Below are 14,412 nucleotides of genomic sequence, written 5' to 3'. Positions count from 1 at the left end.
ATGACACGGGGGACGGTGTGGCCATCGGGGCTGCGCTCACGCCTCCCGACGACGCAGGATGACCGCGGTCCCCAGGCCGATGAGCGCGATGCCCAGGGCCGCGAACCCGAGCGGTGCGGCGAGCTCGCCGCCGGTCACGGCCAGCGTGCCGCCCGGACTGCTGCCCGATCCCCCGCTGGTCCCGCTGCCGGGCACCGTGCCGTCACCGGGCACCGTGCCGTCACCGGGCCCCGTGCCGTCACCGGTACCGGTGCCGGGGTCGGTCCCCGGACCGGCACCCGGCTCCGTTCCCGGCTCCGTTCCCGGCTCCGTGCCGGGGTCTGTCCCGGGTTCCGTCCCCGGCTCCGTGCCGGGGTCCGTGCCGGGGTTGGTACCGGGGTCCGTGCCGGGGTCCGTCCCCGGTCCCGTCGAGCCGCCCCCGTCACAGTCGATCGCACCGACGCGGATCGCGTGGCCATCGGTCTCGGCGTCGTCCGCCCAGAGGGCCGGCTTGCTGCCGTCGACGCAGAACGACTGCGGGGCGAAGGCCAAGCCCTCATTGGCGATGTTCGCCATGCCGGAGGGACGCTCGAACACCGCCTGCGCGACGAACGAGCCGCGCCCGGCCAGCGCAAAGGTCTCGCTCCGACCCTCGCACACCTCGTCGCAGTACGCCCACAGCTCCCCCGTGGCCGGCTCCCACTCGAGCTCCATGATCCCCGGGAAGACCGTCTCGAATTCACTGACGCGGGTGATCCGCCCGTCCTCTTCGAGGACATAGCCGGCGACGACGCCGGTCGCCTCGACACCGACGAAGAACACGCCGCCGCCGTGCGGGCCGTAGCGGGCAGGATCGTATGCCGCTCCCGTGGCGGCGTCGACGAGCCCGCCAGCGACCAGCGCGGCATCCGGGATCAACGCGAGTCCCTCGATCCCGGCGTTCGCTCCGATGCCCGGATAGAACGCCGTGAGGTTCCACTCCTGGGATGCGGTGACCTCACCCGCCACAGCGCCCACCTCGTAGCGGAGCACCGACGGGCGACTCCCCCGATCTCCGGCACCGGTGTTGCGCTCGGATCCGACGTACACCACATCACCGCCGAGCGTGGTCACCGCCTCGGCGTCGACCGTTCCTGAGCCGCCCGGGAAGCGCAGGATCACGCCGCCCTCCTCGCCCGGAGCTGTCGCCACACGACCGTCGGAGAAGTCCAGCCGGAACAGCGCACCGTCGCCGTTGCGCACCGCCCAGACCGACGCCGCCCCGGGAACAGACGACGGATCGAACGCGAGCCCGCTCATGTCCCCGCCGAAGAAGCCGGCCTCATCGGCCACAGCGACCTCCTGCACCCCCGGCCACGGCCCCGCCACGACGTCGCCGTCGCAGGCGTTCGCTGCCCCCGGGGTGCCCTCGCGCGTCTCCCCGAAGGGACCGGTCAGATCGGGGCAGCGCCCCCACGTGGTGGCCGCGTGACCAGACCAGGCCGTCTCATCGAGCACGGCTCCGGCGGCATCCCGCAGCTCGACGAGGTCGGTCGAGCCCAAGCCGAACACGGGCGCGGTGAAGACCCGGTGATACCCGCCCGCGGGGATCACCGTGCCGGCGGGCAGCACGACAGCGCCGTCGCGCGCACTGTCGCGCAGCGTGAAGCCCGAGACGTCGACCTCGACCAGGCCGGCGTTGGCCAGCTCCACCCAATCGCCGGCAGGATCCCCGTCGGACTCGACCTCGTTGATGCGCACGGCGACGCCGCAGTCGTTCGGTGCGCCCTTCGTCGACGCTGTCGTGACGGCGAAATCGCCGGTGCCGTCCGGGCAGCGCCCCCAGGTGGTCGCCGCATGCCCGACCCACGACGTCTCGTCGACGACGGTGACGCCATCGGGGAGGAACAGCCGGGCGGCGTCCTCGGTTCCCAGCCCATAGCCGAGATCCGCCTCCTCGACGAGATGGAAGGCACCGGGAGCGATGACGGTGCCCGCAGGGATCACCGACACATGCAGGATGTCGCTGTCGCGCACGATCCACCCGGAGAGATCGACCGGCTCCGCACCGGTGTTGAGCAGCTCCACCCAGTCGCCCGGCGTGCCGCCGTTGGACTCGACCTCGTTGATCACCACGGCCGGCACGTCGGCCGGGTCGCAGTCGTTGGGCGCGCCCTGGGTCGCCGACGCGGTCTCCCGGAAGGCCCCGACGCCATCCGGGCAGCGCCCCCAGGTCTCGGGCGCGTGCGCGGCCCAGCTCGTCGCATCGACGAGGGTGACGCCATCGGGGAGGAACAGGCGCGCCTCGTCTGCGCTGCCGAGCCCGAACCCGAACTGCGCCTCCTCCAGCACGACGAAACCGCCGGCCGGGACGACCGTGCCCGCCGGGATCGCATACGCGTTGGCGTCCTTGTCGTCGCGCAGCACCCAGCCGCCCAGATCGACGTCGGCTGAGCCGGTGTTGAACAGCTCCACCCAGTCGCCCGGGATGCCCTTGTTCGACTCCACCTCGTTGATGACCACGGTGTCCTGCCCCGGGGCGGCGAAAACGTTCGGCGCGCCGGGGGTCGCCTCACTCGTGACCGCGAAAGCGCCTGTCCCGTCGGGGTTGCGCCCGTAGGAGGTGACGGCGTGCTCCGTCCACGCGAAGCGATCAACCAGCGTGCGGTCGGGAAGCAGCAGCCGAGCCTCGTCGGCACGGCCCAGGCCGAAGCCGGCGTCGTCGCCGGCGACGTCGACCGGGATCGCCAGGAAACCGGCCGCCTCGATGACCGTTCCGGCCGGGATCGTCAGGGCCGGGTCGCGGTCCTTGTCGTCGGCGAGGATCCACCCCGAGACGTCGACCGGCTCCGTGCCGGTGTTCATCAGCTCGACCGTGTCGTCGATCGCGGGGTTGTTCTGGATGACCTCGTTGATGACGACGAGATCGGCGCCGGCGGGCGCGGCGACCGCCGGCGAGGCGAGGCCGACGGGGGCGACGATCGCGCACAGGGCGACCGCGCCGATCAGCACGCGCCGGGGGCGCGGATGCGGACTCATGGGATGGGCTCCTGGGGTTCGAGGACATCAGACGCGTCTCACCCTGCTGAGGCCGGGTTGCCATCAGGTGTACGCCCGGAGAGCGGGAGATGGCGGCATCTGCGCGACTACGCTGGAGCTCTCCCGTTCATCTCCACGCAGCGGCCGCCGCGTGTCCTCTTCAAGGAGCACTCCATGTCTCGGATCGCCCTCGTCCGTCAGCCCGGCCCGCGCCTGAACGAGGGCCTCGTCGAGCACATCGAGCGCGAGCCTGTGGATCTCGACCGTGCCCGCGAGCAGTGGCAGGCCTATGTCGACGCCCTCCAGGCGCACGGCTGGACCACCCTCGAGGTCGACCCGGCCGACGACTGCCCCGACGCGGTCTTCGTCGAGGACTCCGTCGTGATGTACCGCAATGTCGCGGTGATCACCCGCCCGGGGGATGACACGCGCAAGCCGGAGCCGGCCGGCACACGCCGGGTCGTGGAGGCGCTCGGCTGCCCGGTCGTCGAGATCCAGGCGCCAGGCACCCTCGACGGCGGCGATGTCATGAAGATCGGCGACACCGTCTACGTCGGACGCGGTGGACGCACGAACGCGGAGGGCGTTCGCCAGCTGCGCCGGATCCTCGCCCCGCTCGGCGCCCGCGTGATCGCCGTGCCGGTGAGCGTGGTGCTGCATCTGAAGACGGCGGTCACCGCCCTTCCCGACGGCACGGTGATCGGCTACCCGGAGTACGTCGACAACCCCGACATCTTCACGCACTTCCTCCCCGTTCCGGAGCCGGACGGTGCGGCTGTGCTGTGTCTCAGCGACAGCGAGCTGCTCATCTCCGCTTCCGCACCGCGCACCGCGGAGCTGCTGCGTGACCTCGGCTACGGCGTGACGGAGGTCGCGATCTCGGAGTACGAGAAGCTCGAGGGCTGCGTGACCTGCCTCTCCGTGCGCGTGCGCTGCCTGGACTGACGCGGTCGCGGCGGTCATTGCCCAACTCAGGCACATTCGGCACCCGGACCTCGCAAGCCAGGGTTTTCGGCGCCGTGCGCCGAATGTGCCGGAGTCCGGTCAGCGGAGGGCCGCCTCCAGGTCGGCGATGAGATCGGCCACGCTCTCCGTCCCGACAGACAGCCGCAGCAGATCCGGCGGACACGGAGTGCTCGGCCCCTCGACCGACGAGCGGTGCTCGATGAGCGACTCGACCCCGCCGAGCGAGGTCGCCCGCTTCCACAGCCTGACGTTGGCGGCGGCGCGGATGGCCGCCTCCTCGCCGCCGGCCACGCGGATGGACAGCATTCCACCGAACCCGCCGCTCATCTGACGCGCGGCGACCTCATGGCCCGGGTGAGCGGTCAGGCCCGGATACAGGACCTCGACGACGCGCGGGTCGGCGGTGAAGTGCTCGGCGATCCGCATCGCCGCGGCACTCGCGACCGGCACCCGCAGGTGGAGGGTGCGCATTCCGCGCAGCAGCAGATACGCCTCGAGCGGGCCGAGGATGAGACCCATCGTGGCGCGAGCCCGGCGGATACGCTCCCAGAGCTCGTCCTCCCGCGCGGTGCACAGGGCGCCGGCGATGACGTCGGAGTGGCCGTTGAGGTACTTCGAGGCCGAGTGCATCACGATGTCTGCGCCGAGCGAGAGCGGCTGGGTGAGCAGGGGCGTGGCGACCGTCGAATCGACGGCCAGGCGGGCTCCTGCCGCGTGGGCGATCTCGGCGGCTGCGGCGATGTCGGTCACCGTCCACAGCGGGTTCGACGGCGTCTCGATCCAGACCAGGGTCGTCTCCCCCGGCCGAACCGCGGCGCGGAGCGCGTCGAGGTCGCTCGTGTCGACCGCGTCGATGCGCAGGCCCCACGCCAGCCCCTCGCGGAACAGCCAGTCTCGCAGCCCCCAGTACATGACGTCCGGGACGACGATGTGGTCTCCGGGGCGCTGGGAGAGGAACACCGCGATCGCCGCGGACATCCCCGATCCGAGCAGCATCGCGCTGCTGCCCCCCTCCAGCATCCGGATCACATTCTCCGCCTCACGGACGGTCTCGTTGTCGGGACGACCGTACATGTTGCCGGAGCGATAACGGTTGTCCTCGTCGCGGACATAGGTGGACGTGATGTGGATCGGCGGAGTCACCGCGCGCGTCGTCTCGTCGATACGCCCCATCGCCTGGGCCAGCAGGGTCTGCCGCGACCATTCCGTCATCCGCCGCCTCCGTCGCGTCGTGCTGCGATCCGGCGGGCGCCGCAACGCAGAGCGATCCTACGCCCGCGTCGGCTAGGTAGACTGGTCTACCTTATGACCGACCGTACGCGGCGGGCGCCGGCCCGCGATCGTCTCCTCGACTCCGCAGGGCGTCTCTTCTACGCGCACGGCATCGGGGCGACCGGCATCGACACGATCACCGCAGAAGCGGGCGTCGCGAAGATGAGCCTCTACAACAACTTCGCCTCGAAGGACGACCTCGTGCTCGCCGTCATCGAGGCCCGCCACGCGGAGTGGCTCACGCTCTACCGGGGACGGCTCGCCGCGGCCCCGCAGACCCCGTCCGGCCGCGTGCTGGCCGTGTTCGACGCGTACCTCGACCACGCGCGGGCGGCGGCCGGACTCGGATTCCGCGGCTGCGGTCTGCTCAACGCCGCCGCCGAGCTTCCGGTCGGCAGTCCCGGGCGGGAGGCCGTGCGCCGGCACAAGGAGGAGATCGAGGAGATCATGCGCGCCGAGCTCGCCAGCAGCGGCCAGGAGGGTGCCGCCGACCTCGCCCCCCATCTCTCCCTGCTCCTCGAGGGCGCGATGAGCCGCGCGGGCCTGGAGGCGGACCCCCGCCGTCTGGTCCACGCTCGGAGGATCGCCGCGACACTGCTGGGCACGGCATGAGCGACGCGGGGCGGTCTCGCCTCGTCGGGGTCGCCGCGATCGCCCTGACCTCCCTCCTCTGGGGCACGACCGGCACGGCGGCGACCTTCGCCCCGAATGCCGGTCCGCTCGCGATCGGTGCCGCGGCGCTCGGCATCGGCGGTCTGCTGCAGGCCCTGATCGCTCTCCCCGAGCTGCGCGCGGCCCGGGGCGCGCTGCGGGCGCACCGCGGCGCCGTGATCGGCGGCGCCCTGGCCGTCGCGGTGTACCCGCTGGCCTTCTACAGCGCGATGCACCTGGCCGGTGTCGCGATCGGCTCGGTCGTGTCGCTGGCCTCCGCGCCGCTGTTCTCCGGGCTCCTCGAGCGTGTGGTCGACAGACGAGCTCTCAGCCGATGGTGGGTGCTCTCCGCGGTGGTCGGCGCTGTCGGCAGCGTGCTCCTGTGCCTCTCCGGGCTGGAACGCGCCGATCGCCCGGCCGGCGCCACCGTCGCCGGTATCGCGCTGGGCCTGATCGCCGGGGCGACCTACGCGGCGTACTCCTGGGCCGCCCGCCGCCTGATGACCTCTGGCGTCCCCCGGGGCGCGGCGATGGGGGCGGTGTTCGGCTGCGGCGGACTCCTGCTGATACCGGTACTGCTGGCCACCGGGGCGCCCCTGATCGCGGGTGCCCCCGAGCTCGCTGTCGCCGCGTACATGGCGCTCGTGCCGATGTTCCTCGGCTATGTGCTGTTCGGATACGGCTTGGCGCGAGTTCCTGCCAGCACCGCCACCACCATCACGCTCACGGAGCCCGCCGTCGCCACCGTCCTCGCGGTGCTCGTCGTCGGGGAACGGTTGACCGTCTCCGGCTGGGCCGGTGTGGCGCTCATGACCTCCACGCTCATGATCCTGGCCTTCGCGCCGGGCCACCCGGATGATCGCGGCCCCGGTCTTGCCGCCCGGCGCCTGAGCTCCCGGGGGCGCACGCGCGCAGAGCACCGGGTCGAAGCGACGACCCGTGCGATGTCCTCCCGGAGCGGAGCGGAACCGGCCGACGCTCACGGGAGTGTGCGATGATGCTGATGACGTCATACGTCGCGGCGGTGGGGCTCGCCGCATCCAACCTCGGTTCTCCGTCCGGAGTCTCCGACAACGGTCCCTACCCGGTCGGCGCGAGCGCGCCCTGAGGTAGGAGATGATGCGCATGAACCAGCGGAGAGCCGCCGCGACCAGCCGGCCCGTGCACCTGAGGCCCGCATCCCTGTGCCTCGTCTGCGTGGGCGGAACCCTCGGCACGGCGGCGCGCGAGCTGCTCAGCCTCACCTTCCCCCCGGTGAACGGCGTGCCATATGCCATCTTCGGAATAAACATCATCGGGGCGTTCCTGCTCGGCCTGCTGCTCGAGGGCCTCGCCCGCAGCGGCCCGGATGCGGGCCGGCGCCAGTCGCTCCGGCTGCTCCTGGGAACGGGCGCGCTCGGCGGCTTCACGACGTACAGCGCGCTGGCCGCTGACACCGCGCTGCTGCTGTCTTCCCCGGCACCCGGTGTCGGCCTCCTCTACGGCACGGCAACCGTCCTCGTCGGCGCGGTCACGACGGCGGTCGGCTTCGCTGTCGCCGCGGCACGCCGCCCGACGCCGCCGACGGAGGAGGGCTGAGATGCCGACGTTCCTGCTGGTCCTTCTCATCGCCGTCGCCGGCGGTCTCGGGGCAGTGTGCCGTCTCGTGCTCGACGGTGTGCTCCGTGCCGGCTTCGGACAACGCCTCCCCTGGGGCACCATCATCATCAATCTCACCGGATCCTTCGCCCTGGGCCTGCTGGTCGGGCTGTCCGGGTCGCTGCTCCTGCCGCCCGCATGGCAGCTCGTGCTCGGCACGGGATTCCTCGGCGGATACACCACCTTCTCCTCGGCGAGCGTCGAGACGGTCCGCCTCCTCCAGGAGCGCCGCTGGGCCGCGGCCGCCGCCAACGGCCTCGGCGTGCTCGTGGCCGCAACCGCACTCGCCGCGCTCGGGCTCTGGGTGGGCGGCCTGCCCGGCTGACGCTGTCGCGGAGATGATCGAGGCGGCGGGCGCACGACCACGGCCGCTCGTCAGCGGAGCGGGGTCTCCTCGGCGGCCCCTCTCCCCTCGGCGGACACGGGGTCTCCCGCCGCCGGTGCGTCCGGAAGACCCGACGTCCATGTGCCCGCGAACGAGCCGACGCCCTGGAGGTCTGCGCCGAGCGCCGCCAGCAACGGGGCGATCTCGCCGGCCGGCGACCGAGTACCCGCCTCGGGTGCACCCCGCAGCCGGGCGAGGACCGGGACGAGCCCGCGTTCGCCGTGCACGACCGTCGTCTCCGCGGACCGGCCGCCCTGGGGACGATCGAGGGCATGCACGCGCGCATCCGGGTGCGAGTACAGCACGCAGGTGGAGATCCAGCACGACGAACCCCGCCGGGCAGCGATGTGGTCGGCGAGCCGCTGAGCCTGGCGACGCACCTGCGTGCGCGGCGCCTGACGCTCCGCGCAGTGCAGGAGATCGAGCTGCCCGGTCGCGGCGTCGAACGCGACGCGGATCGCGAACGGCGCCCGGGTGTTCACCCGGTCGTCCGGTATCAGAGCACCGAAGGACGGATGCACGGCACTGGGGAGCACACCGTCGAACACGACGCCCCGCCAGTTCTTGTTCTCGATGATGAGCGCCGCTCGGTCCGTCAGGAGCACATGATCGATCTGGGTGGCGTATGGGCGATCCTCCGGCGCATCCTCCGGCACGAACATCACGTTGGTCGCCAGCACGCCGCTGACGCCGGCCCGCTCGCAGGCCGCCAGGATCATCCGCCGGGTGGCAAGCTCCCACCCGATCCCCTGGGCGGCAAAGCGGCGGTAGCTCTCCGCGAGCGTCTCGGTGCGTCCGACGGCCCTCGCCCACTCGTCCCGCTCCCGATCGTGGGCGATCCGGTCTGCGTGGCGCGCTGCATCGAGCGCCACGAGCTCGTCACGGTGCGCGTCGGCGGCTGCCGCCGCATCGGCGCGGGCTCGCGATCTGCTGCGGCGCAAGAGGATGGCCATCACCACGACCACGATTCCCAGAACACCGGTCGCCGCCCACACGATGTCCGCCCCCGCCATGCGCCGAGTCAAGCACGGCAGCACAGCGCGGACCCAAAGCGCATTCCTCCGCATCGGTTCAGGCCACGCCGCACCGCATCGGCATCCGCGCCGTGATCGCTCCTCCGCCCGCTGCAGTCACCGCACCCGCCCTCGCCGTGCACGCGCAGGGGGTGGACTCGACACAGCGAGCGGTCAGAGGAGCGGCGGGGTGTGCCAGATGCGGTCGATGTAGTCGCGCATCGACCGGTCGGAGGAGAAGAAACCGCAGCGCGCCACATTGAGGATCGCCGAGCGCGTCCACGCCTCCTGATCGGCGTACGCGGCGTCCACCCTGGCCTGCGCATCGATGTACGAGGCATAGTCGGCGAGCGCCATGAAGCGGTCGTCATAGAGGAGATTGCCCACCACGGGCTCGAACACCCGGCCGTCTCCCCCGGAGAAGTGGCCGGAGGAGATCAGGTCGAGCGCGCGCCGCAGCCGCTCGTCTCCGTCGTAGCACGCCCGCGGGCGGTACCCCTCCGCCCATCGCGCCTCGACCTCTGGCTCGCTCATCCCGAACAGCAAGAAGTTGTCGTCGCCCACGAGCTCGCGGATCTCGACGTTGGCGCCGTCGTCTGTGCCGATGGTGAGTGCACCGTTGAGGGCGAACTTCATGTTGCCGGTGCCGGAGGCCTCCTTCCCGGCGAGCGAGATCTGCTCCGACAGGTCGGCGGCCGGGATCACGCGCTCTGCGAGCGTGACGTTGTAGTTGGGCGGGAACAGCACGCGCAGCCGCCCCTCGACCCGTGGATCGTCGTTGACCACGGTGCCGACCGCGTTGATGAGGTGGATGATGCGTTTGGCCATGTCATAGCCGGGTGCTGCCTTCGCGCCGAACAGGAACGTCCGCGGCGTGATCGCGGAGGCAGGGCTCTCCCCCGAGATGATCCGGTCGTACTCGGTGACGATGTGCAGCAGCTTGAGCGTCTGCCGCTTGTACTCGTGCAGGCGCTTGACCATCACGTCGAGGAGGTGTCCCTCGCCGACCTCCAGACCGTCGCGGCGACGCAGCACCTCACCCAGGCGGGCCTTGTTGCCTGCCTTGACCTCCGCGAAGCGCGCGCGGAACTCCGGGTCCTCCGCGTGCGCCTCCAGTTCGCGCAGACGCTCGAGATCGGTCAGCCAGCCCGTGCCCAGAGCTTCCGTGATCAGCGCGGACAGGGCGGGGTTCGCCAGCTTGACGAACCGCCGTGGCGTGACGCCATTGGTGACGTTGGTGAACTTGCCGGGGAAGAAGACGTCGAAGTCCGGCAGCACCTTCTGGCGCAGCAGCTGCGAGTGCAGCTCCGCGACGCCGTTGACCTTGGCGCCGGCGACGGTGGCGAGGTAGGCCATGCGCACCGCGCCGTCTGCCACGATCGACATCCGATGCTGGATCGAGCCGTCCTCATCGCCGAAGCGCTCGCGCACCTCGGCGAGGAACTCCTCGTTGATCCGGTAGATGATCTCCAGGTGCCGCGGCAGCAGACGCCCGAGCAGATCGACCGACCACACCTCGAGCGCCTCCGGCAGCAGCGTGTGACACGTGTACGCGAAGCACTGCCGCGTGATCGCCCAGGCGGCGTCCCAGGTCAGGCCCTTGATGTCGACGAGCACGCGCATCATCTCCGGCACGCCGATGACCGGGTGGGTGTCGTTGAGCTGGAAGATCACCCGCTCGGGAAGCCGCGTGAGATCGAAGTCCTCCGGCAGGACGGAGTCGAGGAAGTCGCCGATCGAGGCGGCGACGAAGAAGTACTGCTGCTGCAGCCGCAGCTCCTTGCCCTGCGGGGTGGAGTCCTCCGGGTAGAGCACCTTGGAGATGTTCTCGGCGAAGGTGCGCGCCCGCACCGCCTCGGCGTAGTCGCCGGCGTTGAAGATGCGCAGATCGAACTCGCTCGTCGCCCGCGCGCTCCACAGGCGCAGCGTATTGACCCGTCCGTTGCGGTAGCCGGGAACCATGTAGTTGTACGGAACAGCCTGGACCTCCCAGGCCGGCACCCATCGGGTGCGCACGACCCCGCCGTCGTCGTCGCTCTCGGTGTGGCCGCCGAAGTGAACGGTCTGGGCGTCCTCCGGGCGCGGAAGCTCCCACGGGCTGCCCATCGTCAGCCAGGCGTCCGGCTGCTCCACCTGCTGGCCGGCGACGAACGTCTGCCGGAAGATGCCGTACTCATAGCGGATGCCGTAGCCGATGTTGGGCACGCCCATCGTCGCGAGCGAGTCGATGAAGCACGCCGCGAGACGGCCGAGACCCCCGTTGCCGAGCCCCGGCTCGACCTCGAGGCGGCGCAGCTCGTCGATGTCGATGCCGCAGGCCGCGAGGGCCTCCGTCGCGATGTCGGTCAGGCCGGTGGCGAGGAGGTTGTTGTCGAGCTGACGGCCGAGGAGATACTCGGCGGAGAGGTAGCACACGCCCTTCGCCTGGGCCTCGCGCTGTCGGCGCTGATCCTCCAGCCAGCGCGCCATGAGGTAGTCGCGCACCGTGTCGGCGAGCGCGGTGTAGCAGTCGTTGGGCGTTGCATCGGAGAGCGCGATGCCGCGATCGAAGTTCAGATTGTGCAGGAACTCCCGGACGAACCCGTCGACCGTGCTCGCCGGCGGCGTGACCGGGGCGATGGCGAGCGGGTGGGTGGCACCGGTGGGGTGAGCGGAGGCGGCGATGTTCGCGTCGTCGTGGGGCACCCTCTGACGGTAGCCCGCACCGGGTCACGGGGGAATGACGAATCGGTTACGGATTTGACCGCGGTCGTCCCCGGTGCGCCGGCACATGTCACACGGTTCCGGCGTCGTCGCCATGAGCGCTACCGTGGGGCCATGGGCAGCGCCGATTCGCACCGGGTGATCGAGCCGAGCGTGCTGTACGTCGGCACCCCGGTCTATCTGGTCGCGACGCGCAACCCCGACGGCACCGCAAACCTCGCCCCCGCGTCCAGCCACTTCGCGCTGGGGCGGATGCTCGTCCTCGGCCTCGAGGAGAGCGGGCAGTCGCTGGAGAACGCGCGTCGGCATCCGCAGCTCACGGTGAACTTCCCCGCCGCGGAGCAGTGGGCGCACGTCGAGCGCCTCGCCGGTGTGACCGGCCGCCATCCTGTTCCCGCCGACAAGGCAGGGCAGTATGAGTTCGAGCAGCACAAGTTCGCCCGCGCCGGCCTGACCCCGGCCGCCTCGGACCTGGTCGATGTGCCGCGCGTGGCAGAGGCGCCGCTGCAGATCGAGGCCAGGGTGCGTCGCATCACCTCTGGGGTCGGCGGTGGATACGCGATGGTCGAGGCCGAGGTCGTGCGCGTGCATGCAGACGAGGCGATCACCGTCGCAGGGACGGAACACCTCGATCCGGCCGCCTGGCACCCGCTGCTGTACGCCTACCGGCACTTCTACGATCGGGGCGCCGAGGTGGGCTGGACGCGAAAGAGCCCCCTGGCCCAGCCCCCGGCGGCGGTGGACCGATGGGAGATCGCCGGTGGCACGTGGACGATCCGCCACGCCGGGAAGACCACGGCGGTCGTCGAGTTGCGCCGCTGCGACGGCGGCGAGGTCGCCGAGCTGCTCACCCTCACCGATGAGCGCGAGGTGCGCTGGGCGCACGTGCAGCTCGCCGTCCGCGGCTCCTGCTGAGCCCCCGATCCGCGGACCAGCCGTCGGCCCGCGCCGGTAGGCTCGAAGAGGCCTTTTCCCCTACCCCGGAGCATGATGACCGCGAACCCCCGCCCCGGAGCCGCAGCGGACGAGATCCGTGCGCTCTTCCCCCGCCTCCGTGGCGCCCCGGGGTCGGTCTACCTCGACACCGCCGCGACCGCGCAGCGCCCGGCGGTGGTGATCGACGCCGAGCGACGCTTCATCGAGACCGACTATGCGGCCGTGCATCGCGGTTCGAGCATCGCCGTCGGCTCGGCGACGACCGCCTTCGAACAGGCCAGGGAGCGGATGGCCGCGCTCGTGGGCGCCGACCCGCGCGCGATCGTGTGGACCGCGGGGGCCACGGACGCCCTGAACACGATCGCGCTGAGTCTCGGGGAGGCCTCCACGGGATTCGGTCCGGACGATCTCGCCCTGCGTCCCGGGGACGAGATCCTCGTGACCGAGGCCGAGCATCACGCCAACCTCATCCCCTGGCAGCGGCTGGCGCGCCGCACCGGTGCCACCCTGCGGTGGGTCCCGGTCGACGACGACGGACTGTGGACGCTCGATGATGCGACGGCGGCGCTCACCGAGCGCACCAGGGTCTTCGCGTTCGCCCACGTGTCCAACGTCACCGGGGCGATCGCGCCGGTCGCCGAGCTGGCGGATCGCGCCCGCCGCGCCGGCGCGCTCACGGTGCTCGACGCGTGCCAGTCCGTTCCGCACATGCCGGTCGACGTCGCCGCGCTCGGTGTCGACTTCGCCGCGTTCTCGCTGCACAAGATGCTTGGCCCCACCGGTCTCGGTGTGCTCTACGGTCGCACGGAACTGCTCGACCGCATGCCTCCCGCACGCACCGGAGGGTCGGCGATCACCACGGTCACCATGGAATCGGCGGAGTTCCTGCCCGCCCCGCAGCGCTTCGAGCCGGGCACGCAACCGGTCACCCAGGTGGTGGCCGCCGGAGCAGCGGTCGATTTCCTCACCGGGATCGGCATGGATGCCGTCGCCGCCCATGCCGACCGGATGGGCATGCTGCTCGCCGAAGCCGCCCGGAGCGTTCCCGGTGTCCGCGTGATCGGCCCCGCAGCCGGGGCGCCGCGCGGCCCACTGGTCAGCTTCACCGTCGACGGGGTGCACGCGCATGACGTCGGCCAGTTCATGGACGACCGCGGCGTGACGCTGCGCACCGGTCACCATTGCGCGCAGCCGCTGCACGCCCGGCTCGGCGCCCGCGCGACCGCACGGGCCAGCGCCGGTGTCTACACGACGGAGGCCGACGTCACGGCTTTCCGGGAGGCTCTCGGCGAGGTCCGCGGCTTCTTCGGCGTCGCGGGGCATGCCGGATGAGCGCTGAGCTGGAAAGCCTGTACCGCGAGGTCCTGCTCGACCACGCCCGTCGCCCGCACGGCACGGGCGACCCGCTCGCGCTGCCGGTTCACCATCATGAGGTGAACCCGACCTGCGGCGACGAGGTGACCGCGGGGATCCGTCTCGATGACGGCGTCATCACCGACCTGGTGTGGAGCGGCGATGGCTGCAACATCTCGATGGCCTCTGCCTCGGTGATGTCGGATCTCGTCCGCGGCGTACCCGTCGCCGAAGCGCGGGAGCTGATCGCCCAGTTCCGTGCGATGCTGCGCGGGGGCGGGGCGGAAGAACCGCCGGAGAGCCTGGGGGATGCCGCCGCGTTCCAGGGCGTCGGGAAGTACGTGATGCGCGTCAAGTGCGCGATGCTCGCCTGGGTCGTCCTTGAGGCGTGCCTGCATGTGGCCGAGGCGGACTGACCGCTGCGGCCCAGCCAGGGAACGGCGCACGTCGCACCCACAAGTGCGCTCCGCTCGGAGGAAGCCACGGCTTTCCTCCGAG

Annotated in this window: 12 protein-coding genes; 8 read left to right on the top strand and 4 right to left on the bottom strand. The window is 71.4% G+C overall.

Going from position 1 to position 14,412, the window contains the following annotated elements:
* Positions 1-36: 36 nt before the first annotated feature.
* On the bottom strand, positions 37-2,997 hold the full coding sequence (locus AC3RXY_RS03485) for a lamin tail domain-containing protein (RefSeq protein WP_491509511.1): 2,961 nt from the start codon (positions 2,995-2,997) through the stop codon (positions 37-39).
* Between the two features lie 174 nt (positions 2,998-3,171).
* Between AC3RXY_RS03485 and ddaH the strand changes: the two genes are divergently transcribed.
* Complete coding sequence (gene ddaH, locus AC3RXY_RS03480) at positions 3,172-3,942, top strand: dimethylargininase (protein ID WP_491509510.1); 771 nt, start codon at positions 3,172-3,174, stop codon at positions 3,940-3,942.
* A 99-nt stretch (positions 3,943-4,041) separates the two neighbouring features.
* On the opposite strand, the gene AC3RXY_RS03475 is transcribed toward ddaH, so the two are convergent.
* Positions 4,042-5,175: a trans-sulfuration enzyme family protein gene (locus AC3RXY_RS03475; protein WP_491509509.1), complete on the bottom strand. Its 1,134-nt coding sequence runs from the start codon at positions 5,173-5,175 to the stop codon at positions 4,042-4,044.
* Positions 5,176-5,268: 93 nt separating this feature from the next.
* On the opposite strand from AC3RXY_RS03475, the gene AC3RXY_RS03470 reads away from it, so the two are divergent.
* The 4 genes from AC3RXY_RS03470 to crcB all read left to right on the top strand — a co-directional run bounded on the left by AC3RXY_RS03470 (position 5,269) and on the right by crcB (position 7,849).
* Positions 5,269-5,847: a TetR/AcrR family transcriptional regulator gene (locus AC3RXY_RS03470; RefSeq protein ID WP_491509508.1), complete on the top strand. Its 579-nt coding sequence runs from the start codon at positions 5,269-5,271 to the stop codon at positions 5,845-5,847.
* Positions 5,844-6,884: a DMT family transporter gene (locus AC3RXY_RS03465; protein WP_491509507.1), complete on the top strand. Its 1,041-nt coding sequence runs from the start codon at positions 5,844-5,846 to the stop codon at positions 6,882-6,884. Before AC3RXY_RS03470 ends, AC3RXY_RS03465 begins: the two co-directional genes overlap by 4 nt.
* 127 nt (positions 6,885-7,011) lie before the next feature.
* Positions 7,012-7,464, top strand: coding sequence for a CrcB family protein (locus AC3RXY_RS03460; RefSeq protein ID WP_491509506.1), 453 nt, complete (start codon positions 7,012-7,014; stop codon positions 7,462-7,464).
* 1 nt (position 7,465) lies between these two features.
* Positions 7,466-7,849 carry a fluoride efflux transporter CrcB gene (gene crcB, locus AC3RXY_RS03455; protein WP_491509505.1) on the top strand — a complete coding sequence of 128 codons (384 nt, stop codon included), beginning with the start codon at positions 7,466-7,468 and terminating at the stop codon, positions 7,847-7,849.
* A gap of 50 nt (positions 7,850-7,899) precedes the next feature.
* On the opposite strand, the gene AC3RXY_RS03450 is transcribed toward crcB, so the two are convergent.
* Both AC3RXY_RS03450 and AC3RXY_RS03445 read right to left on the bottom strand, forming a co-directional pair.
* On the bottom strand, positions 7,900-8,922 hold the full coding sequence (locus AC3RXY_RS03450; protein ID WP_491509504.1) for a nuclease-related domain-containing protein: 1,023 nt from the start codon (positions 8,920-8,922) through the stop codon (positions 7,900-7,902).
* A 174-nt stretch (positions 8,923-9,096) separates the two neighbouring features.
* The gene (locus AC3RXY_RS03445; protein ID WP_491509843.1) at positions 9,097-11,541 is read right to left on the bottom strand and encodes a glycogen/starch/alpha-glucan phosphorylase; all 2,445 of its coding nucleotides are present in this window, start codon (positions 11,539-11,541) and stop codon (positions 9,097-9,099) included.
* A gap of 198 nt (positions 11,542-11,739) precedes the next feature.
* Here AC3RXY_RS03445 and AC3RXY_RS03440 point away from each other — a divergent pair, with 198 nt between their 5' ends.
* From AC3RXY_RS03440 to sufU, 3 genes are all read left to right on the top strand, one after another.
* Complete coding sequence (locus AC3RXY_RS03440; RefSeq protein WP_491509503.1) at positions 11,740-12,540, top strand: flavin reductase family protein; 801 nt, start codon at positions 11,740-11,742, stop codon at positions 12,538-12,540.
* 72 nt (positions 12,541-12,612) lie between these two features.
* Complete coding sequence (locus AC3RXY_RS03435) at positions 12,613-13,893, top strand: aminotransferase class V-fold PLP-dependent enzyme (protein WP_491509502.1); 1,281 nt, start codon at positions 12,613-12,615, stop codon at positions 13,891-13,893.
* A complete protein-coding gene (sufU, locus tag AC3RXY_RS03430) occupies positions 13,890-14,330 on the top strand; it encodes a Fe-S cluster assembly sulfur transfer protein SufU (protein WP_491509501.1) in 441 nt (146 codons plus the stop codon). The genes AC3RXY_RS03435 and sufU overlap by 4 nt, the downstream gene beginning before the upstream one ends.
* Positions 14,331-14,412 lie beyond the last annotated feature (82 nt).

It is taken from the genome of Microbacterium longlingense, from assembly GCF_058349825.2.
The sequence above is the reverse complement of the archived record's forward strand: the minus strand, read 5'-3'. Positions and strand labels throughout refer to the sequence as shown.